General features: G+C 56.9%; 20 protein-coding genes. 5 read left to right on the top strand and 15 right to left on the bottom strand.

All coding sequences use genetic code 11. The annotated features are described in order from the left end of the window. Positions 1-12: 12 nt before the first annotated feature. Positions 13-333, bottom strand: coding sequence for a 2Fe-2S iron-sulfur cluster-binding protein (locus ACYVGU_RS00160; protein ID WP_460620415.1), 321 nt, complete (start codon positions 331-333; stop codon positions 13-15). 34 nt (positions 334-367) lie between these two features. Here ACYVGU_RS00160 and ACYVGU_RS00155 point away from each other — a divergent pair, with 34 nt between their 5' ends. Further along, complete coding sequence (locus tag ACYVGU_RS00155; protein ID WP_460620414.1) at positions 368-1,567, top strand: hypothetical protein; 1,200 nt, start codon at positions 368-370, stop codon at positions 1,565-1,567. A gap of 140 nt (positions 1,568-1,707) precedes the next feature. Beyond that, on the top strand, positions 1,708-2,760 hold the full coding sequence (locus ACYVGU_RS00150; RefSeq protein WP_460620413.1) for a hypothetical protein: 1,053 nt from the start codon (positions 1,708-1,710) through the stop codon (positions 2,758-2,760). 20 nt (positions 2,761-2,780) lie between these two features. On the opposite strand, the gene rodA is transcribed toward ACYVGU_RS00150, so the two are convergent. The 6 genes from rodA to purH all read right to left on the bottom strand — a co-directional run bounded on the left by rodA (position 2,781) and on the right by purH (position 10,613). Then, positions 2,781-4,079: a putative peptidoglycan glycosyltransferase FtsW/RodA gene (rodA, locus tag ACYVGU_RS00145; protein WP_460620412.1), complete on the bottom strand. Its 1,299-nt coding sequence runs from the start codon at positions 4,077-4,079 to the stop codon at positions 2,781-2,783. An 88-nt stretch (positions 4,080-4,167) separates the two neighbouring features. Then, entirely contained in the window at positions 4,168-6,006 is a 1,839-nt protein-coding gene (mrdA, locus tag ACYVGU_RS00140) for a peptidoglycan D,D-transpeptidase FtsI family protein (protein WP_460620411.1), read from the bottom strand. Positions 6,007-6,181: 175 nt separating this feature from the next. Beyond that, positions 6,182-6,673 (bottom strand): hypothetical protein, encoded by a 492-nt coding sequence (locus ACYVGU_RS00135; protein WP_460613091.1) that lies wholly within the window; start codon positions 6,671-6,673, stop codon positions 6,182-6,184. A gap of 41 nt (positions 6,674-6,714) precedes the next feature. Continuing rightward, positions 6,715-7,641: a rod shape-determining protein MreC gene (mreC, locus tag ACYVGU_RS00130; RefSeq protein WP_460620410.1), complete on the bottom strand. Its 927-nt coding sequence runs from the start codon at positions 7,639-7,641 to the stop codon at positions 6,715-6,717. Between the two features lie 90 nt (positions 7,642-7,731). Continuing rightward, complete coding sequence (locus tag ACYVGU_RS00125; RefSeq protein WP_460620409.1) at positions 7,732-8,757, bottom strand: rod shape-determining protein; 1,026 nt, start codon at positions 8,755-8,757, stop codon at positions 7,732-7,734. A 320-nt stretch (positions 8,758-9,077) separates the two neighbouring features. Continuing rightward, positions 9,078-10,613 carry a bifunctional phosphoribosylaminoimidazolecarboxamide formyltransferase/inosine monophosphate cyclohydrolase gene (purH, locus tag ACYVGU_RS00120; RefSeq protein ID WP_460620408.1) on the bottom strand — a complete coding sequence of 512 codons (1,536 nt, stop codon included), beginning with the start codon at positions 10,611-10,613 and terminating at the stop codon, positions 9,078-9,080. A gap of 175 nt (positions 10,614-10,788) precedes the next feature. Here purH and ACYVGU_RS00115 point away from each other — a divergent pair, with 175 nt between their 5' ends. The 3 genes from ACYVGU_RS00115 to ACYVGU_RS00105 all read left to right on the top strand — a co-directional run bounded on the left by ACYVGU_RS00115 (position 10,789) and on the right by ACYVGU_RS00105 (position 13,394). Continuing rightward, on the top strand, positions 10,789-11,967 hold the full coding sequence (locus ACYVGU_RS00115) for an acyl-CoA dehydrogenase family protein (RefSeq protein ID WP_460613094.1): 1,179 nt from the start codon (positions 10,789-10,791) through the stop codon (positions 11,965-11,967). 85 nt (positions 11,968-12,052) lie between these two features. Further along, positions 12,053-12,808, top strand: coding sequence for a PIG-L deacetylase family protein (locus ACYVGU_RS00110; RefSeq protein WP_460620407.1), 756 nt, complete (start codon positions 12,053-12,055; stop codon positions 12,806-12,808). Then, positions 12,792-13,394 (top strand): class I SAM-dependent DNA methyltransferase, encoded by a 603-nt coding sequence (locus tag ACYVGU_RS00105; RefSeq protein WP_460620406.1) that lies wholly within the window; start codon positions 12,792-12,794, stop codon positions 13,392-13,394. The genes ACYVGU_RS00110 and ACYVGU_RS00105 overlap by 17 nt, the downstream gene beginning before the upstream one ends. A 3-nt stretch (positions 13,395-13,397) precedes the next feature. Here ACYVGU_RS00105 and ACYVGU_RS00100 read toward each other — a convergent pair whose 3' ends face one another. From ACYVGU_RS00100 to ACYVGU_RS00065, 8 genes are all read right to left on the bottom strand, one after another. Beyond that, complete coding sequence (locus ACYVGU_RS00100; RefSeq protein WP_460620405.1) at positions 13,398-14,594, bottom strand: glycosyltransferase family 2 protein; 1,197 nt, start codon at positions 14,592-14,594, stop codon at positions 13,398-13,400. 209 nt (positions 14,595-14,803) lie between these two features. Then, entirely contained in the window at positions 14,804-16,051 is a 1,248-nt protein-coding gene (locus tag ACYVGU_RS00095) for a BamA/TamA family outer membrane protein (RefSeq protein WP_460620404.1), read from the bottom strand. Positions 16,052-16,221: 170 nt separating this feature from the next. Further along, the gene (locus tag ACYVGU_RS00090; RefSeq protein ID WP_460620403.1) at positions 16,222-17,151 is read right to left on the bottom strand and encodes a geranylgeranylglycerol-phosphate geranylgeranyltransferase; all 930 of its coding nucleotides are present in this window, start codon (positions 17,149-17,151) and stop codon (positions 16,222-16,224) included. Positions 17,152-17,275: 124 nt separating this feature from the next. Beyond that, positions 17,276-17,470: a cold-shock protein gene (locus tag ACYVGU_RS00085; protein ID WP_460613100.1), complete on the bottom strand. Its 195-nt coding sequence runs from the start codon at positions 17,468-17,470 to the stop codon at positions 17,276-17,278. Positions 17,471-17,614: 144 nt separating this feature from the next. Continuing rightward, on the bottom strand, positions 17,615-18,121 hold the full coding sequence (locus ACYVGU_RS00080; protein ID WP_460613101.1) for a KdsC family phosphatase: 507 nt from the start codon (positions 18,119-18,121) through the stop codon (positions 17,615-17,617). 89 nt (positions 18,122-18,210) lie between these two features. Continuing rightward, the gene (gene iscX, locus ACYVGU_RS00075) at positions 18,211-18,447 is read right to left on the bottom strand and encodes a Fe-S cluster assembly protein IscX (protein WP_460613102.1); all 237 of its coding nucleotides are present in this window, start codon (positions 18,445-18,447) and stop codon (positions 18,211-18,213) included. A 67-nt stretch (positions 18,448-18,514) separates the two neighbouring features. Next, a complete protein-coding gene (locus tag ACYVGU_RS00070; protein WP_460613103.1) occupies positions 18,515-18,844 on the bottom strand; it encodes a 2Fe-2S iron-sulfur cluster-binding family protein in 330 nt (109 codons plus the stop codon). A 69-nt stretch (positions 18,845-18,913) separates the two neighbouring features. Continuing rightward, on the bottom strand, positions 18,914-19,720 hold the full coding sequence (locus ACYVGU_RS00065) for a Rossmann-like and DUF2520 domain-containing protein (protein ID WP_460620402.1): 807 nt from the start codon (positions 19,718-19,720) through the stop codon (positions 18,914-18,916). Positions 19,721-19,722: the final 2 nt, after the last annotated feature.

The raw sequence follows: 19,722 nt of genomic DNA, 5'->3' as shown, positions 1-19,722 counted from the left end.
TTGGCGCCTTGCTTAGAGGTAGTGCACGTGGGGAAGTTTGGTGGCCTCGGGCACCCGGCCTACCACGTCGCCCTCGGGTAGGCGTGTTTGGCAGGTGAGGCGCTCAGTAGGCAGGAGCCGGCCAGCGGCGCGGTAGCGTAACTCCGGCTCCGTTGGTGGCGTTAGCAGCTCAAGTCCGCTGATAACTTCCAGCCGACACGTGGTACAACGGCCGCGGGCTCCGCAGGCATGCAGCCAGTCGTGACCGGCGGCCTGCACCGCAGCCAAAAGAGTAGCACCGGCAGGCACGGAAATGGGCCCGCCGGGCAGATTTTGCACAAGTAGAGTGGGCATCTTTCCCTAAATTGCCCGTTGAACCAGGCTTTCAATGAAGATCAAATATAGCCACGCCAAGCGTGAACAATATGGCCGCCTTTTGGCCTCCCTGCTCTGTGATCAGCACTTTGGGGCCCGCCCTACGGCCACCCTCGATGGGCCGGCTGTACTGCGTTTCACTCCTATCCGGCAGGTAAACCTGTTCGTGGTCCAGCAGCTGCTCGGTAAATGGACGGCCGAAATGGCTAAGCTCCGCAGCCCGTACTTCGATTTTGAGGATGCGGACGTACGCCACGCCCTTACCCAGTTCATGAACGTGCTGTCGCGCCGCATCAAGCTGAGCCGCCCCGTATTTGAGCCCCTGTTAGCGCAAGCCATCAATGATACCCTGGCCGGGGCCCTCGACCCCTGCGAAACGTTTGGACACAAGCTGTTTGGCGAGCTCACGGCCGGCACCCCCGAGCAACTGCGGGAAGCGCTGCGCTACCTCGATGTAAACAAGCCCGTATTCGAGAGCTTTCTGGACACGCTGCCGTCTGAGCAAGTTCTGGAGCGGGACTATCTACTGAGCCGCTTCCGGCTGCACCAGGAGTCTGCAGAAGCACAGCTGCAACCGGTAGCCGAGATAATAACGCAGTTCAATGTGCTATTGCCGCTCACGGAAACCGATTTGTATGAGGAAACGCCCCCTCCTGTAACGGCCGATAAGCCGGCGCTGAAACAAGAGGCAGCAACCGTAGCCGATATACCGCGCCAGCCAGTAGCGGCCCCGCCGCTGCCGGCGGTACCCCAGCCGGCCCCTAAGCCGGAGCCCGCCCTGGAGAAGCCGCAGGCGGTTCAGCCCACCGAAGCACCTAGCCCAGAGCCACGCCGCTCTACTTTTTCGGAGCCGGCCGAGAGCAGCGCCGTGCCGCTATACGCCAAGCTGAAAGCAGAGCAGTCGGCGGCACCTAACCTCAGTGAAACGCTACGCCAAGAACGGGCCGGCTCCACGCTGGCCGAAAAGGCCCCAAAAGTAGAATCGTTGCGCGAGGCCATATCCATTAACCAGCGATTCAGCTTTATCAATGAGCTGTTCAATGGCGAAAATATGGAGTACCACGCCGCTATTCAGCACCTCGACTCATTGCCTGACGCCAGCACCGCTAAGCGCTACGTAACCGAGAACCTAGCTGCTCAATACAACTGGGTGCGCAAGGATGAGCACGTCACCAAGCTGCTCAAACTCATCGACCGCAAATTCAGCCAATAGCACGTCGGGCGTGTTTGTCAGGCCGTTCGTGTTGATTTGAAAGAAGCCGGCTGGTATACTACCAGCCGGCTTCTTTGGCAACATGGCTTAATGAGGCTGCCAGTTTATATCCGAATTCATTTATTCTGCCTACCCCTCCTATGAAGCCAGAGCTTACTGCGGCGGCCTTTCCTACACTACGCTGGCCACGCTGGCTTTTAGTGTATCTGCTCGCACTTGGCTTGGTAGCAGGCCCGGCCTACACTATGTATGTGCACTATGACTTCTCTCATTCTCTTGATACGCGCAGCTATTTGAGCATTGCCCGTGGCGAGTTTAAAGGTGTCAGTATCACACGGCGATACCGGGTGCTGGTACCCTGGGCGGCGGCAGCTGTAGCCTGGCCGCTTGAGCAGGTCTATGCCAAGGTTTGGCCGCACCGGGCAGCTAGCGAGTGGCCTTTGCGGCTGGGCTTCTATGTAATGAATTCGCTGCTGATGGCGGGCTTTGGGCTGATCTTATTCCGTACGTGCCAGCTGTACGGCGCGTCGCCTCCGGCAGCTGCACTAGCGGTGGCAGCCGTGCTAACCAGCCGCTGGGCGGTGTATACGGCGGGCCTACCCCTCGTCGACAGCTTGTATTTAGTAGTATTCGCCTTGGCTTTTTATGCGGTGCGAAGTCGCTCGGCCACAGCATTGGCTACTATATTGCTGCTCGGCCCGCATGCCAAAGAATCCTTCGTATTTCTGTTGCCCTGGCTCCTGGTTTTTGCGCACCGCGCTCTGCCTTGGCACAAGCAACTGCTGTGGCTGCTGTTGGGCAGCGTTTCAGCTTTAGCACTCAGGTATTGGATTGACACCAACGTGGGTGCAGCTCCATCGGAAAGCATTAACAATGCCTTGTCTCATGCAGATACAATCGGGTACTCCATTCGCCGGCTGTTCTCGGTGAAAGGCGCGGGCGAGCTATTCAGTGTTTTTGGCTTTTTCAGCCTTGTGCTACTAGCCGGACTTTGGAGCCAAACCGCCCGTGCGGTATGGCTTAAACCGCTTGGCTTACCCGCACTTGGCCTATGTGTTGTCGTAGGTATACACATGCTGCTCTCCGGCGACCTTGGCCGCATGGGTTACCTAGCAGCACCTGTGTTTGCCGTGGCATTTTCCCTTCTACTCACGCACCTTCCTGTATTTCGATGGGTACACACCTATCGTTAAGTTAAACCCCGAATTGCCCCTTAGTACCGCTCCAAATCCTGCTTGCGATAGGCATCAATGGCGAGCAGGATGAAGAGCAAGGTAGTGAAAGACCACAGTGAGGAGCCGCCGTAGCTGAAAAAGGGCAGCGGAATGCCTACCACTGGTGCCAGCCCTATCGTCATGCCGATGTTGACGCAGAAGTGAAAAAAGATGATACTGGCTACGCAGTAGCCGTATGTGCGCCCAAATACCGATTTCTGGCGCTCCGCCACATACAGTATTCGAGCCAGCAGGCTCATAAACAGTATAATTACCACTGTTGTACCCAACCAGCCCCACTCCTCTCCTACAGTGCAAAAAATAAAGTCAGTGCTTTGTTCAGGCACGAAGTCGAACTTGGTCTGGGTGCCTTGCAGGAATCCTTTGCCAGCCAGTCCGCCCGAGCCAATGGCAATTTTGGATTGCGTTACGTTCCAGCCCACCCCTAGCGGATCGGCGGAAGGGTTGATAAGTACTTCGATGCGCTTGCGCTGGTGGGGCTGCAGCACGTTGTTGAAGAAAAAATCAACTCCAAACACCATCCCAACAACCACGGCCCACACGCTCAGGGCCAGCACTAAGTGGTGGCGAAGCACTTTCGTGTTGAAGGCAAAGACTAGGCCTAGAATCACGGTAAAGGCCCCAATCAGCCACAGCTTGGGCACTAGTAGCGCTAGGATGAGGATAACGCCGGCCGCCGCCAAAATCAGCAAAATCAAGGGCGACATTCCCTCGCGGAAATAGGCTAGCAGAAACGCGCCAAATACCAGCGCCTGGCCGGTTTCGTTGGCCGCCACAATCAGAAGCGGAGGCAGCAGCGTAAGGCCGGCTAATACCAGTTGGTCTCGGAAGTTTTGCTGGCGCAGATTGATGCCCGCCATGTAGCGCGAAACGGCCAAGGCCGTGATAAACTTGGCAAACTCGGCGGGCTGGAGCCGGACCGGCCCTATTTCCAGCCACGAGCGGGAGCCGGCAATAGGGCGTGCAATGAATGGCGTGACTATAAGCAGCACAATCATGAGCCCGTAGAGCACAAAGGCAAACGTATCGTAGGCCTTGTAATCGACAACGACCAGGATAACGATGAGCACGATGGCCGTACCAATCCAGAGAATTTGCTTAAACCAGTTAAAGGCCATCAACTCCTGAAACGAAAGGGAGCCAAAGGGATTAGCCGGCGCATCGGGCGAGTAGCTGGCCGCGTACACACTGAGCCAGCCCACGCCTACCATCAGCAGGTAAATCAGGACGGTAACCCAGTCGATGCTGCGGCTGTAGCGCGCGGGAGAGGTTTGCATAAGGGGTTGCTGGGCCGGGCGGGGCTAGTAAACCAAGCTCTTCTCAGAGAAAGTTTGCTTGGGCTACTGCTCCGCTCAGCCAGCTGAATTAACGACGTTTGACAAATTTTTCGGCGGGGCCTTGCAACCAGGTTTCCCAGCGCTTCCGCCAGGGAGCAATGTCGCCGCGCAGGTATTTTTCCATCATCAGAGCGGCCATGGGAGCTGCTGAGGTGCCGCCAAAACCGGCATTTTCGATGAAGACGGCAATGGCAATCTTTGGATCTTCGGCAGGTGCAAAGGCAGCAAATGTGGCGTGGTCGTCGCCGTGGGGGTTTTGCACGGTACCGGTTTTGCCAGCCACCGAAATACCAAACTCGGCCAAGGAAGCCAAGCTACCTGTACCACCGCGACCATCTACTACACCTTGCATGCCCGGAATAAGTGCCTCAAAATGAACCGGATCAACCCCAACCTCGTGCCGCTCCCGGAACTGAGGCAAAGGGCCGCCCTGGCCAATATTCTTCACGAAGTGAGGTGTGTAGTAATACCCCCGGTTAGCAATGGTTGCCAGTACATTCGCCATTTGCAGGCCGGTAATACCAATTTCACCCTGCCCAATGCTGAGCGAGTACACCGTGCGGTAGTTCCAGCGGTGGTAACCGTTGCGCTTATCATAGAAATCGGGCGACGGAATCAGGCCTTTTTTCTCCTGCGACATATCCACGCCTAGCTTTTCACCGAGCCCGAACTGCATCACCTTCCGGCGCCATTCGCCCAGGCCCAATCGGGCGTCTTCAAACCGGTTATCGGAGCGTCCGCGCATGACAGCGGCCCGCATCACTTGGTAGAAATACGGGTTGCAACTGTTCTTTACAGCAATTCCCAAGTTGCTCGGGTACTCGTGGTTGTGCGTGCACCGTACTAGCCTCTGATTACAGGGAAAGCCGGTGGTGGGGGTCACAACTCCCATTTGCAGAGCTACTAGCTCATTCACCAGCTTAAACACGGAGCCGGGGGGGTACGTGGCCATCAAAGGGCGGTTGAACAGGGGCCGCTCAGGGTTATTGAGTAGCTCCATGTAGCGGTTACCCATGCCCTTGCCCGAAAGCGTAGCTGGCTCGAAGCTCGGCGACGATACAAAGGCCAGGATTTCACCGGTTTTAGGGTCGATGGCCACAATAGAGCCCCGCTTATCCTTCATCAGCAACTCCCCATACGCTTGCAGGTCTGAGTCGATGCTCAGGTGCAGATCTTGGCCGGCTACAGAAAGCGTATCGAACTCTCCACCCCGGAAGGCGCCTTTCTCGATGCCGCGCACGTTCACCATTCGGTACTGCACCCCGCGCCGGCCCATCAGTTGCTCCTCATAGTACGACTCTAGCCCCGTAATGCCCAGGAACTCGCCGGCCTGGTACTTGGCATACTGCGGCCGCTCCAGAAACGTGGCCGGAATGGAGCCTACATAGCCCAAAGCGTGCGCTAGGTTGGGCGTGTTATAGGAGCGCGCCATACGGGCCTTCACGCTGAAACCCGGAAAATCAATGAGGTTATCCTGGAAGGCAGCCAACTCAGGCGTGCTTAGGTTTTGAACCAGCGGAGAGGCTTTCACGCGGCTAAATGCGCGGGCGGCCTTCAACCCGGCCCGTACTTCTTCCAAAGGCAGTTGCAGCAATTCACAAAAGCGCAGCGTATCGAGCTGTTTCACTTCCCGCGGGGTTACCAGCAGGTCGTATACCGGCGTGTTCTGTACCAGTATCTGGCCTTTGCGGTCATAAATAAGGCCCCGGTAAGGGGGCTGCACAATCCGTTGGAGCGTGTTGCGGTCGGCGGCCAGCTTATAGCTGCCATCCAGCACCTGGATATAGAAGAGGCGCGTCGCAAACACCAGCGCGACGGCCAGGAAAATTGCCTGGACTACGTACTTGCGGCCTTCGAGGTATTGCAAAGCAGAAAAAACTGAGTGGTAACGGATTCCGGCTTCTTCACCGGACATACAAAGATACTAGCTGCCGGGCGCACATGGTACCACTGTTCAGCCTTGTACATCACTAACATCGGCGCAAGCCAACTCATTCCCGTTTTTACTGGTTCAGCAGCATAACCCAGGCCGGCAGCTCCTGTTAGCGGTTCCGTCTTCGGGTAGGAAAGAAAATCAGCTGAATAATCAGGAGGGTAAGCCCCGTATAGAGGGTGCTAACCACGATTTTGGCTAGCGTGATACCCGGAACCTGAAAGCTGCCCAGCTCCAACAGGAAGAAAGCGGCGTGGTGAATAGCCGTGAGCATAGCCAGGTACACCACCATCCACTGCCAGCCCATCTGGTGCACATTCACGGAGTCCTGGGAGTCGTAGCCATCACGTGGGGTGAGCAGGCGCAGCACCCACGGCCGCAGATACATGAGTAGTACGGCGGCAGCGGCGTGCACCCCACCGGTATCAAACACGATATCGAGGGTTATGCCCGTCAGGAACCCTAGTAGCAGCTGCACTACAATGGGCGTGGCAATGGGCAAAAACAGCAGAAACCCCAAGTAAATAAAACACCAGCCCAGGTTGAACAGCACAAAGTCGGTGCCGCTAATGAGCAGCACATAGAGGGCTATGTACACCACGCCCCGTAAGGCTTGCCAGAAGATTTCTAGGATACCGCCTCTCATTGCTTCTCCTCCCCTTCTGGTTTAATGCCCGAACGCGCTTCCACAGTATCCCGCTCCGCTTTAGGCCGGCTGGTTACTACGTACACGTACGTCAGGCTCGAAAAATCTACGGCCAGCTTTAGCTTCACCGTCCAGAAGTTTTTGTCTGGCTCCTTCACAAACGAATCGATGGTGCCCACGAGCACGCCTTCCGGGAACACCGCGTTATACCCGGAGGTCACGACCGTGTCGCCGCGCACCAGCTTGTTTTGCCGGGGCACGTTGTCGAGCATGGCATACACCGGATCATCACCGAGCCAACGCACCGTGCCAATGGTACCATCGCGCTGAATGCGGGCCGAAATTGTGGTTTTGGAGTGTAGCACCGAGGTGACGGTGGCGTAATGCTCGGAGGCTACTTTCACGCGGCCTACTACGCCGGCTGCCGCTACTACCCCCATGCCGTTCTTCACGCCATCGAGCGCGCCTACGTTCAGGGTCAGGTAGTTATCAACGCGGCGCTGGGTGCTGCTTACCACTCGGGCCGGAATAAGAGGGTAATCGGGGTCACGGGCGGGCAACTGGCGCAGGCCTAGCAGCAATGAGTCGGGGCGGCCTAACACGGCCAGTCGGGCTTGTGTCAGGCTGTCCTTGCTTACAGGCAGCGAATCAGCCTCGCGAGCAGACAAATCCGGACGATAGAGTTGCTGCCGAAGCATGGCATTCTCTTTCATCAAGCCCTTGTTCACATCAATTAGCCGGAAGTAATCCTGTACCTGCGTCCGCCAATCCAGCACCTGCCCAATGTAGGTATTAGCCGAGTTGAAAAACGCTGCTCGCTGGTAGGTGCTATTGCGCACCAGCAGGTATAAGCTCAGCACCTCCAGCAACGCAAACACGAGGATACCCCGGTAGCGGAACAGAAAGGCGAAGAGATTATTCATGGGGAAAGAAAGGATGGGGAACAAAGAATGAGGAACAAGAAGCCAGCAACTGCCGGTACTTCTCATTCCTCATTCTTCATTCCTCACTACTTACGTCAGGAGTACGCTGCGGAAAGCCTGAATATTTTTGATAGCGGCGCCGGTGCCCCGCACTACAGCCCGCAAGGGGTCTTCGGCAATATGAATGGGCAGCTTGGTTTTGGCCGCCAGGCGCTTGTCAAGGCCCCGGAGCAAGGCTCCACCACCCGTCAGATGAATGCCGTTTTCGTATATATCGGCCGACAGCTCGGGTGGGCTGATTTCCAGGGCTTTCAGTACGGCCTCCTCGATTTTGGCTACCGATTTATCCAGCGCAATAGCAATTTCCGACGACGTTACCTTGATAACCTTCGGAATGCCGGTCATCAGGTCGCGGCCGCGCACTTCAAAGTCAGCGGGTGTCACGTCCAGCTCGGTTAGGGCCGCGCCTACTTCAATCTTGATGCGTTCCGCGGAACGTTCGCCAATCAGCAGGTTGTGCTGGCGGCGCATGTAATCCAGAATATCTTGGTTGAATACGTCGCCGGCCGTTTTGATGGACTGGTCGCAGACAATGCCCGACAAGGCAATAACTGCAATTTCAGTAGTACCGCCTCCGATGTCAATAATCATCGAACCAACAGGCTGCTCCACGTCAATACCGATACCAATAGCAGCGGCCATGGGTTCCTGAATCATCCAGACTTCCTTGGCGCCGGCGTGCTCGGCGGAGTCACGCACAGCTCGCTTCTCCACCTCCGTAATGCCCGAGGGAATGCAGATAACCATCCGGTGCGAGGGCTGAAACAGCCGCGTCCGGGTGTCAATCATCTTGATCATTCCCTTGATCATTTCCTCGGCGGCGTGGAAGTCGGCAATTACGCCGTCTTTGAGCGGACGAATGGTTTTGATGTTGTCGTGGGTCTTTTCGTGCATTTGCTGCGCCTGCCGACCCACGGCAATTACCTTATTAGTAGTGCGGTCTTTCGCAATGATGCTCGGCTCATCCACCACGATTTTATCGTTGTGAATGATGAGCGTGTTGGCCGTGCCCAGGTCAATGGCAATATCGCTGGTCAAGAAATTAAAGAAACCCATCGAGTAACGGCAAGTAAATGAGAACGGGCGGTTTGCGTCCGTCAAAAGTGGGGGCAAAAGTAAGCAAGTTTCAGCGAAGCCCGTTACATCGCCTCTTCATTGTGTGGCGAGCCTATCTTGTATTCAGGCAAGTAGAAACCTGCCTTGCGCTGTTGCTAGCTGTCAATAACGTGGAGGGTTCAACTTCATTGTAAAGCTAGTACCCTAACCATACGCCTTCAAACGCAACTACCAGGTTCCGGAGCCTCGCAGAGAAGTCAGGAACCTGGCAGTCAGATGCTACCTACAGTCGAAAAAAAGTAGGCCGCGAAAACTAAAAATTAATGCTTGAAGTGGCGTACGCCGGTTAGCACCATGGCCATGCCTAGGCGGTTGGCCGCTGCAATGCTATCCTGGTCTTTGATGGAGCCGCCGGGCTGCACCACCGCCCGAATGCCCGCCTCTCCGGCAATTTCCACGCAGTCGGGGAAGGGGAAGAACGCATCGGAAGCCATAACGGAGCCATTCAAATCGAAGCCGAAGGCGCGGGCTTTTTCAATGGCCTGGCGCAGGGCATCAACGCGGGAGGTTTGGCCGACTCCGGAGGCTAGCAGCTGCCCGGCGCGAGCCAACACAATGGTGTTGCTTTTGGTGTGTTTGCAGATTTTGAGGGCAAATTCCAGGGCCGCTACTTCATCAGGAGTAGGTGCCGACTCCGTGACGGTGCGGAATTCGTTGGCTCCTTCAATTACGCGGTCGAAGTCCTGCTCAATAACGCCGTTCAGGAGCGTTTTTACCTGTTTGATGGGGAAAGCAACGGGCTTCTGGCGCAGCAGAATGCGGTTTTTCTTGCTTTGCAGAATGGGCAGGGCCTCGGCGGCAAACTCCGGCGCAATCAGCACCTCGAAGAACAGCTTATTCAGCTCCTCGGCGGTAGCCGCATCAACGGGCTTGTTTACGATAATTACCCCACCGAAAGCCGATACCGGGTCGCAGGCCAGGGCATTGAGGTAGGCATCGTGCAGGGTTTCGGCCTGGGCTACGCCGCAGGCGTTGGTGTGCTTGAGAATAGCGCAGGCAGCAGGACCATCGGTGGCAAACTCCTGCATTAACAGCACGGCCGCGTCTACGTCAACCAGGTTATTGTAGCTGAGCTGCTTGCCGTGGAGCTGGTCGAAGAGGGCACTGAGGTCGCCGTAAAAGGTGCCGGCTTGGTGGGGGTTTTCGCCGTAGCGGAGGCTAGTAGCCGGCTTTTCGCTGAGCTTGAGGGTAGCGCTGCTCAGCTCCGTGCCCTGGGCCATGTAGCGGAAAATTTGGGTATCGTAGTGCGAAGTGGCTTCGAAGGCAGCGGCAGCGTAGTGGCGGCGGTCTTCCAGATCTGTAGCGCAGCCTTTGGCCTGCAACAGCTCGGTTACAGCCGCATACTGGTCGCGGCTGCTGACTACGAGCACGTCGCGGAAGTTTTTGGCCGCGGCGCGCAGCAGCGAGATGCCACCGATATCAATCTTCTCAATAACATCCTGCTCGGCGGCCCCGGAGGCTACGGTTTCCTCAAAAGGATACAGGTCGACGATTACCAGGTCGATGGGCGGAATCTGGTGCTGCTCGGCTTCCTGCAGGTCAGAGGCTTCGTGGCGGCGCTGCAAAATACCTCCGAACACCTTGGGGTGCAGGGTTTTTACGCGCCCCCCAAACACGGCCGGGAAGCCCGTCAGGCTCTCTACCGCGGTTACGGGCGCGCCCTGCTCTTCAATAAACTGCTGGGTGCCCCCCGTTGAATAGATTGTTACACCGTGCTCTTTCAGCAGTGCCACCAGCGGCTCCAGACGGTCTTTGTAATAGACGGAAATGAGGGCGGAGCGAATGGGCTGCGACATAACAAGAGGGGTTAAGTAAGGAGTGAAACGCGCCACGAAGGTAGGCACCTGCGCTCATAGCCTATGTTACGGAATTATTAACTACACCGCTCAACCGCCACACCATATAGTTCAGCTTCATCCGCAACAGTTCAGTTCTCGTATAGGAAAACTCAACCGTTGTGAGTTCAATTCTATGTCTGAGCTACTTTCATTTTCCCGTACCCTAGCGGCTCCAACGACGTCTGCTGCAGCTGAGCAATTGGCCGCTGAACTAGCTCCGCGGCTGTTTCGGCAAGCGGCCGTTTCTGATATTGAAGGTGGCTTTCCGGTTGATGAATTCTCGTGGCTGCGGGCGGCTGGCTTGCTGGTTGCGCCCCTACCCAATTCGCTGGGCGGCTGCGGGCTATCTGCTGACACCGACCCGTATGCCCTGCTGAGTACGCTACGACACATTGGGCGGGGCAACTTGGCCGTGGGTCGCGTGTATGAGGGCCACGTGAATGCATTACAACTCCTGCAACGGTTTGGCCGGCCGGAGCAGGTAGCGCGCTGGGCGGCCGATGTCCGCGCCGGTCATTTGTTTGGGGTCTGGAATACGGAAGCCCAGGATGGCGTACGGCTGGAGCCGCTCGGCAATGGCCGTTACCGCTTGCATGGCAGCAAAACATTTGGCTCGGGTGCCGGCCACCTTACCCGGCCATTGCTGACCGGCGCTTTGCCGGATGGGGGCTGGCAAATGCTGATTTTGCCCGTTGATGTGCAGCAGCCCGAGTACAACTCCACCTTCTGGCGCCCCTTGGGCATGCGGGCCTCAGCTAGCTTTCGGGTTGATTTTACGGGACTGGAAGTATGCGTCGATGATTTGCTAGGCCAACCCGGCGACTACTACGGCCAGCCCTGGTTTAGCGGCGGGGCCATTCGGTTTGCGGCTGTACAGTTAGGTGGCGCAGAAGCCATTTTTGATGAAACCTGCCGTTTTCTGCGGGAGCTGGGCCGCACCGATGACCCCTACCAGCGGCAGCGCCTGGGCGAGATGAGTTTGCTGATTGCCAGCGGCCAGCATTGGCTGCAGGCTGCGGCTACCTTTGTAGCGCACCCACTGGCTACCCTCCCAACCGAGCAAAACGCCGAAGCAACCGTAGCCCACGCCAACTTAGTACGCTCGGCTATTGAGGATATTTGTTTGCGGCTGCTGCCACTGGCCGAACGGTGCATTGGGGCCCGCGGCCTGCTGCGGCCCGAGCCATTCGAGCGTCTGCACCGCGACCTGACTCACTACCTGCGCCAACCTGCCCCCGACGCCGCCTTGGCTGATGCTGGCCGCTACGCCCTCCAGCAGGCTGAACCCTCATACCGCTTATGGGAGCGGTAGCAGAGCAACGGCCTCTATTGGCATCCAAGCCCCGTTGATTTCCGTTCTCGGCAGTATGTCAGCGTATAGTTTCTCCGCCTACCCCTTGCTTCCGCCTGAAGTCGTGGCCGCGCTAGGCCCTACCATGGTCATTGCCCCCCACCCCGATGATGAGTCGTTGGGCTGCGGCGGCACCCTAGTGCTACTGCGGCAAGCAGGGTTGCCCGTGTGGTGCGTGCTAGTAACCGACGGAACCATGTCGCACCCGAACTCGCGAAAGTTTCCGGCCCCAGCGCGCCAGGCGCTGCGGGAGCAGGAACTACAGGACGCACTGGCTGCGCTTGGTGTAGCTCCTGGTGCGCTCTTGCCGCTAGGCCTGCCTGATGGCGCCGTGCCTTCCCCCACTTCTCCGGAGGGCTTGGCTGCCGTGCAGCAATTGTTAGAAAGCATTCATCAGCACAAACCTGCTACCCTGCTGGTGCCGTGGCGGCGCGACCCTCACCCCGACCATAAAGATACCAGCCACCTAGTACAAGCCGCTTTGGCACAATTGCCGCAACCGCCACGCTTGCTGGAATACGTGGTATGGGCTTGGGAACGAGCTGCTGCCGATGAACTGCCGCGCCCGGCGGAAGTGCAGGGCTGGCAGCTCGATATTGGTTCGGTGCTTGGGCAGAAGCAGCAAGCCATAGCGGCTCATCGCTCTCAGCTGCACGGCTCACCCATCGACGATGATCCGACCGGTTTTACTTTATCGCCGGGCATGCTGGCCCATTTTGCCCAACCCGTTGAGATACTGCTAGAAGGTATTTCAGCGGTTGGCTTACCCTCCGTTTTTGCTGCGTATGAACCCGAATCCTAACCAGCCTCACACGCTGCCCCCTTCCTATTTCGACGCCGTGTATCAAGCCAACCCCGACCCGTGGGGATTTGAAACCAGCCCGTACGAAAAGGAAAAATACGCCACAACCCTTGCCGCCTTGCCTCGGGCGCACTACGCCAGCGCCTTCGAAATTGGGTGCTCATTAGGCGTTCTGACCGAGCAATTGGCGTTGCGTTGCGGCCATTTGCTAGCCGTGGATGTAGCCGAAACCGCTTTGGCCCGGGCCCGTGAGCGGTGCGCCCACTTACCGCAGGTAGAATGTAGGCTGATGCACGTTCCGGATGAATTCCCGGCCGATACTTTTGACTTGATATTGCTCTCAGAAGTGGGCTACTACTGGAGTCCCGATGACCTAGAGCGCGCCGCCGATAGATTAGTAGCGGCGCTGCGGCCCGGCGGACATCTGCTTTTGGTGCACTGGACGCCCCCCGTACACGATTACCCCCTTACCGGCGACTCTGTGCATGACTTCTTTCTGAAAACTACCGAGGCTGCCGGCACTTTTCGGCAGTTGGACAGCCAGCGCTACGTACAGTACCGATTGGACCTGTTGGAGCGGCTTTAGGACCTAGCAGGCAACCCCGCATGGCTCGTTCACCTGCTGATGTTCACGGGCCGGCAGGTGAGCTGCCAGTGCCTGCCGCAGCATCCGGATGCCTACGGACACGGGCACGGCGGGCCAGAGTTCAGTATTCTGTTCCCGAATACGCGCCCGAATACTCTCCCACAATTGCCCAAACGTAGCGTGGCTTTTTAGCACCCCCGATAGTTGCGTTGCATTCAGATGAGTAGCGGCTTGCACAGTAGCCCAGGTTCTATACTGGTTTGAAGCTGGCTGCTGCCAGAGTTGGCGCACCGCACGGCGCAGCTGCCACTCTGCCATTAAGCAAGTTGGGTTTTCCACAGTTGGCTCCTGCTGAGCTTGTTGCAGGGTCGCCCATTGCCGCAGCTGCCACGATAACCCTACTGCTACACGCCCCTCGTGCCGATCAGAAGTAAACACCCGTACGGCCGGGCTATGGCGCAAGCGCAGATCATGCCGCAGCAAGGCTTGGCACAACGCTTCATCCTCCAGATACGGCACCACTGGCAAGCCCCCAACCTGGCGGTAAGCGGCCGCTGTTATGGCCAAACTAGCCCCAAAATGCTGATGATGCCGGGGCCACGGGTCATGTGATATTGGGTCGACGAGCTGCTCCAGGCGGGCACATAACAGATGATACGTGGCATCCTGCAACTGGTAACGGCGACTAGGGTTCCACGACCCACTAGAAGGCGTCAGGATTCGGCCACCTACGGCATCAGCGCCAGCAGCTAGTTCGGCCTCAATAGCCGCCAGCCAAGTATTGGAAACCAGCGTATCGGCATCAGTGCTGGCAATAAAGGGGCTGGCGTTACCAGCCATTTCGAGGCGGCGACAGGCTTCATCCATTAGCAAACGCCGGGCACGGCCCACGTGGGCCTCAGCGGGGGGCAGGGTAATTTCAGCAACATGCACCGTGAGCGTAGGGTACTGAGCAGCAGCAGCTCTAGCCACTTGCGCGGTGCCGTCCTGGCAATTATTGGCCAACACTAGCACCTCAAATTTCTGCATCGGAAGTGGGCAACCCTGCAAGTCGGTTTGAGCGGCCAGGGCAGCTAGTACAGCCGTGATGGAATGTGCTTCATCTTTAGCCGGAATAATAATGGTTGCCTGAAGCGCCCGCAACGGAGGCGGCGCACAATGCCATGGCGAACGAAGCGAGCTGCTTTCTTCAGAAGCCATATGAAAGCGCAAGGCCCTAACATGTTCCATCGGCTTGTCTATCACGATTCAACTATAGAAAATAACTATAATTTCTAAGAAATATTTAATTATATCCTGAATACATACCACAGCTCCGCAATACCTCAGCGGCTCTGAGTGCAAAAGCTTCGTACTTGCTTCTGCACCTAAGCTACTGAGGTACTGCTTATAAGAACGCCTGACGTAGTTTAGAATGCCTCGCCCACAGCGAAGATGATTCCTGAATTTCCGCCTGAACCCACGCCATAATCCAGACGAATGTTCAGCCGGTCGCGGCGGTTAAAGCGGAAGCGTAACCCGCCACCGCCGGCTATTTTGGTATCCTCGAAGGTATAGTCGCCCAGGCGAGGTGCTACTTGGCCCAAGGCCCCAAACACTACCCCATCAAAGCGCCAAAATAGTTTCTGGCGTATTTCGGCCTGAACCGTGGTAAACTGACGGTCGCGGAAACGGGCTTCATAGATGCCGCGCATCAGGTAGGCGTTGTTGTACAGGGAGCCGCCCAAGGTAGCACCCATGCCGCCTAACTCGCGGAACGGCACACTACCCGTGTGGTACTGCCCCAGGAACTGCGCTGCCAGAATAGTATTGTTGGAGCCAAATAGCGGCCGGAAATGGCGGGCATCTACCATGTAGCGCGTGAATTTGTAATCACTACCCAATGCGCCGCCATGGAACAGTATGTGTGCATCTACAAAGTTGCCAGTGTAGGTGGCCAGCACATTGTCGCGGCCATCATAGAGCACGGCCGGGCCCACGCCTGACGTGATATAGCCGTTGCGCTCTTTGGTAGAAAGCAAATTATAAGGGGTGGTATCGCCCTCGGTATCCCGAAGCTCTACATTGCCTAGGTTGGTGAAGCGGTAGCGCAGGCCCACAAACAGGTTAGGCACCACTTTCATCAAAGCCTTTTCGTCAAACACCCACAGCGGATACTGAATGTGCGACTCCATGCTTTTACGCGTATCGTTGCCGATGCCGTAGTAGTTGAAAGCCAGGTCGTAGTAGCTCAGCTCGCCGGAAAAGAAAAACTTTTCTTCTGGGGTGAAAATGGTGTGCGTGAGCTGCACGGTGGTCTGTTTTTCCTGCGAAATCCAGGCAATCAGGCGGGCGTTGGATTTGCGCACGGTAGTATCCTGCCCAAAGCGCCACACGGGCAGAATGGCAGCTCCTCCGGCCAAACCAGTTTCCTGCTGATAAAATACAATGGGCACCGGGATAAAGCTCGGCTTGTCCGGGTCGCGGGCAGTAACCTTACTAGCCGATGGCACTAAGGCCCGCTGCAGCCCCACAGGAGCGCCCTCAGAGACCGGAGCGGTTTCGGGCGGAGCGGAGGCTAGTAACTGAACAGAATCGGGGGTAGTGGCGGGCTGCTGAGCCAAAGCGGCAGGAGCTACAAGCGTACTCAGCGCTAAGAGCGGGTAGTGAAAGCGCATACGTGGATGGCTGGGGTCAGAAATAAGATAGGAAAGCGGCAATGCAACTACCTTTTCGGCCCGGAGAAATACGTTCCGCTGCTGCACTGCAAGTAGCTCTCCTAACGCAACACTAGGCCCTGCGGTTGTCGAACCTCGACAGCATATTTCCTTTGCCAGCTACCCCCTGCCTAGCGCACAACCAACATGGATAAAACGCCGGCCAGCATAATCCATTTGCACCAGCGGCTCAGGCGGGCAAAGTCGCGCTTACGGTCGGCGCGGCGGAGCTGGTAGCCTAGGAAGGCGGTTGGCACCAGTATCAGCCCTAGCAGCCATATACCCAAGGCCGGGCGCTCTGTCAGGAAAGCATTGTAGCTGGCCCCGGCTACCAACAGCCCCAGGCACAACAAGAAAAACCCAGTTACCCATTTTGTGCGAACTATGCCCCACACAATAGGGAGGGTGCGGCAGTCATGCTGCGCGTCGCCGCGCATGTCTTCCACATCCTTAATGATTTCGCGCACTACGGTAAGCAGAAAAGCCGCCAGGGCGTACACCCACACGGCTTCGGTGCCGGTGCGCGCCTGCAGCTCGGGTAGCAGCACCAAGGCGCCTGTTAGGGTAGCAATACTTACATTGCCTACCAGGGCCACGCGCTTAAACCGCACGGAGTAGCCCCAAAGCAGCAGCGCCGACCCTAAGTTTACTAGCCCTAAAACCGGAGAAAGGCTCCCGCTCACGAGCACTCCCAGCCCCGACAGCAGCAAATGCGCCAGCATGGCATGGCGCCGATTTACTACCCGCCCCACCACCAGCCGGGCCGGCCGGTTAATGGCATCAATCTTCACATCGTAATAGTCGTTGATGATGTAGCCGGCGGCGGCTATGCTCAGCGCCGCTACCACCAGCAACCCGAATGCTGGCGCCAGTACAAGGTGCCAGGGTGCTTCGGGCAGCAGCAGACACGTGCGCACCAACAACAGGCACAAGGCCATGATCAGAAGGTTGGGCAGCCGGATGAGGCGCGCCAGCTGCTGCCAGCCCCCAGCTCCCGATGCAGGAGCTGCGGTTGGCCCCATGGCAGGACCTAGGGCAGAGTGTAAGGAGGCTGGCTTCATAAGCAAAGAGGCAAAAAACGGCCTACACAAAGATGCATGACCTACGGAGAACCGGCATAAGTAAGCCTCTCCCGAAATCGGGAGAGGCTTACCGGATTTGCTAAAAACTTACTAAACGTAGTGTTTACAGTCTCTTCACATTCACCGCGTTAACGCCTTTACGGCCTTCCTGAGTATCAAACTCTACGCGGTCATTTTGTTGGATCTGGCCCCCGTTAAGACCGGTAACATGGACGAAGAAATCTTCCTTCGATCCGTCTTCCGTAATGAAGCCGTAGCCCTTCGACTCATTATAGAATTTTACGGTTCCTGTTTTCATGAAAAAAGAAAAAAGATAAGGTGAATGATGGTTGGGGTAAATATAGAGGGATTTTGGAAAAGCACAACCCCAATTGCACGAAGTACAATTGGGGTTGCAGTCAGATACATAAGGCCGCCAGCGGGGCGTATAAAAACTAGTATACTACCAGGATTGCTGCGTTTTGAGTACGGCTTCAATCAGTTCGCGCACGGCGCCGCGGCCGCCGGGCAGGGAGGCCGTGTAGTTGCTGATGGCCAGCACATCAGAGGCGGCATCAGAGGGGCAAGCTGCAATGGCACAGCGACGCATTACCTCCAAATCGGGCACATCATCGCCCATGTAGGCAATGTGGCCGGGGTCGAGGCGGTAGGTGTTGATATAGTTGTTGAAGATCTTCATCTTATCATCAACGCCCAGGAAAATATCGCGCACATCCAACGACTCCAGCCGTTTGCGCACGCCTTCTTCCTCCCGACCCGAAATAACAGCTACGCGGTAACCTTTTGCTAGGGCATGGCGCACCGCAAACCCATCCCGGATATGGAAGGCACGGGCCTGTTCACCAGAGTTCAGCGCCAGCAAGGTGCCATCCGTCAGTACGCCATCTACATCAAAGATGAAGGCTTTAATAACTGAAAAATCGGCGGGAGAGATTGTGGATAAATCCATGGGTAGTAAAAACGGTGCGGCGTAAGGTAGCTGCCTTACATAAGCGTTGTTGCTATGCAGCGGCTTTCATACGCAGTACCAAGGTCTTGTTATTGATTATCGCGCCACTCGTACACCCATTTGGCCTGAATCTGCTCAAGGTGGCCTTCGTTGGCTTGCTCCCGCGTTCCGATGAAGTTGGGCAGGCTAAGTACCCAATCAATCAGCTCAGTAAAACGGATGCGGTATATTTTAGCCTCGCTGAAGTCGTTGCCAAACTTCTCGTAGAGAGCCATGGCAATATCTTCATGGTCGCTCCACTGCATGGGGGGCTCAAAGTGATTCATCTTGGTTGGTTAGGAGTTGGAAGCTAGTAGTAGCGCCTAGTGCGGGTCAGGCTCCACTTCTAGCATATTAATGCCCTAGGAAATCCTGCGGGGGGAGCAGCACTACAATATCCGAGTTGCCTTGTACTACGCACTGGCAACCTAGGCGGGAGTTGATGCGCGGATTCACGGCTCGGTCTATGAAGTCTTCTTCCTTATCCGAAATTTCGGGCAGGTCAGCTTCGCCCTGCAGGACATAGATGTGGCAGGTACTGCAGCCACAAACGCCTCCGCAGTTGTGCTGGAGGTGGATATCATTGTTCAGAGCCACATCCAACACCGATTCGCCTTGGGCGGCCACGTGGGTTTGGTCGGGCTGGCCGTCCTGAAACTTAAAGGTAATGTTAACGGCTTTCACGGCGTAACGCTTGGAGAACGAGGCAAAAATGCGGGTGCGAAGGTACGTACGCTCCCCCCCGAATCAAAGCTATATCTGTCCGGCATTGTTTGCCGAGCCCATTGCGGCTGCTTCCTGAACGCTAATTGTCAGGGCCTTGTAGATGGCTTGCCATTCCGGATGCGGCGCTAATGCGGCCTCGTGCCGAGCCAGCGTTGCCGTATCCTGGCGCACAGCCGGACCCGTTTGCGCCGTAAACGGGGGTTGGCTCAGGGCTTTGTCCAGCGTTTCGCGGATAAGCGGGTGCAGCAGTTCCCAAGGCAAGTGCGCCTCCTGTAACAGCGCGTGGCTGATACCCAACAGATGATTCGTGAAGTTGCAGGCCCACACCGCCGCCACGTGTAGCTGCAGCCGCTGAGCCGAATTCACTAGCCTTACATCTTCGCTAAGGCTAGTAGCCAACGCCCACAGCATGTGCTCGGCCGTAGTGGAAGCAGCCTCCACACAAAAAGGCACCGTTGCCCACTGAATGATACGCCCAGGGCTGAAGGTTTGCAGCGGATACAGGACCCCTCCCGTTAGCTCGGGCCGAGCTTCAAACACTGCCAGTGGCAGCGCGCCCGCCGTATGTGCTACCACCGCGCCCGCCGCAAACCGGGCTTCTTTGACAATTTCAGGCACGGCAGCATCCGGGATGGCTAGCAGGTATATATCGGCCGAAGGCAGCGCTTGCAGATCGGTGCCGATGCTCGTTTCCGGCAAAGTAGCCGTCACAACCTGCGCCGACGCTAGCGTGCGGCTCCACACATGCACTATCTGATGGCCTGCTAGGGCCAGCGCAGGCACCAAGTGTTGCGCCACGCGCCCAGCTCCTATTATGACTATTCTAAACGACATAA

It is taken from the genome of Hymenobacter tenuis, assembly GCF_054780495.1.
The sequence above is the reverse complement of the archived record's forward strand: the minus strand, read 5'-3'. Positions and strand labels throughout refer to the sequence as shown.

Coding starts and splice junctions, on each gene's coding strand:
- ACYVGU_RS00095 (WP_460620404.1), bottom strand. CDS start 16,051: ATGCGCTTTCACTACCCGCTCTTAGCGCTGAGTACGCTTGTAGCTCCT.
- ACYVGU_RS00080 (WP_460613101.1), bottom strand. CDS start 18,121: ATGGATTTATCCACAATCTCTCCCGCCGATTTTTCAGTTATTAAAGCC.
- ACYVGU_RS00090 (WP_460620403.1), bottom strand. CDS start 17,151: ATGAAGCCAGCCTCCTTACACTCTGCCCTAGGTCCTGCCATGGGGCCA.
- ACYVGU_RS00150 (WP_460620413.1), top strand. CDS start 1,708: ATGAAGCCAGAGCTTACTGCGGCGGCCTTTCCTACACTACGCTGGCCA.
- ACYVGU_RS00115 (WP_460613094.1), top strand. CDS start 10,789: ATGTCTGAGCTACTTTCATTTTCCCGTACCCTAGCGGCTCCAACGACG.
- iscX (WP_460613102.1), bottom strand. CDS start 18,447: ATGAATCACTTTGAGCCCCCCATGCAGTGGAGCGACCATGAAGATATT.
- mreC (WP_460620410.1), bottom strand. CDS start 7,641: ATGAATAATCTCTTCGCCTTTCTGTTCCGCTACCGGGGTATCCTCGTG.
- ACYVGU_RS00085 (WP_460613100.1), bottom strand. CDS start 17,470: ATGAAAACAGGAACCGTAAAATTCTATAATGAGTCGAAGGGCTACGGC.
- purH (WP_460620408.1), bottom strand. CDS start 10,613: ATGTCGCAGCCCATTCGCTCCGCCCTCATTTCCGTCTATTACAAAGAC.
- ACYVGU_RS00155 (WP_460620414.1), top strand. CDS start 368: ATGAAGATCAAATATAGCCACGCCAAGCGTGAACAATATGGCCGCCTT.
- rodA (WP_460620412.1), bottom strand. CDS start 4,079: ATGCAAACCTCTCCCGCGCGCTACAGCCGCAGCATCGACTGGGTTACC.
- ACYVGU_RS00125 (WP_460620409.1), bottom strand. CDS start 8,757: ATGGGTTTCTTTAATTTCTTGACCAGCGATATTGCCATTGACCTGGGC.
- ACYVGU_RS00065 (WP_460620402.1), bottom strand. CDS start 19,720: ATGTCGTTTAGAATAGTCATAATAGGAGCTGGGCGCGTGGCGCAACAC.
- ACYVGU_RS00160 (WP_460620415.1), bottom strand. CDS start 333: ATGCCCACTCTACTTGTGCAAAATCTGCCCGGCGGGCCCATTTCCGTG.
- ACYVGU_RS00100 (WP_460620405.1), bottom strand. CDS start 14,594: ATGGCTTCTGAAGAAAGCAGCTCGCTTCGTTCGCCATGGCATTGTGCG.
- ACYVGU_RS00105 (WP_460620406.1), top strand. CDS start 12,792: ATGAACCCGAATCCTAACCAGCCTCACACGCTGCCCCCTTCCTATTTC.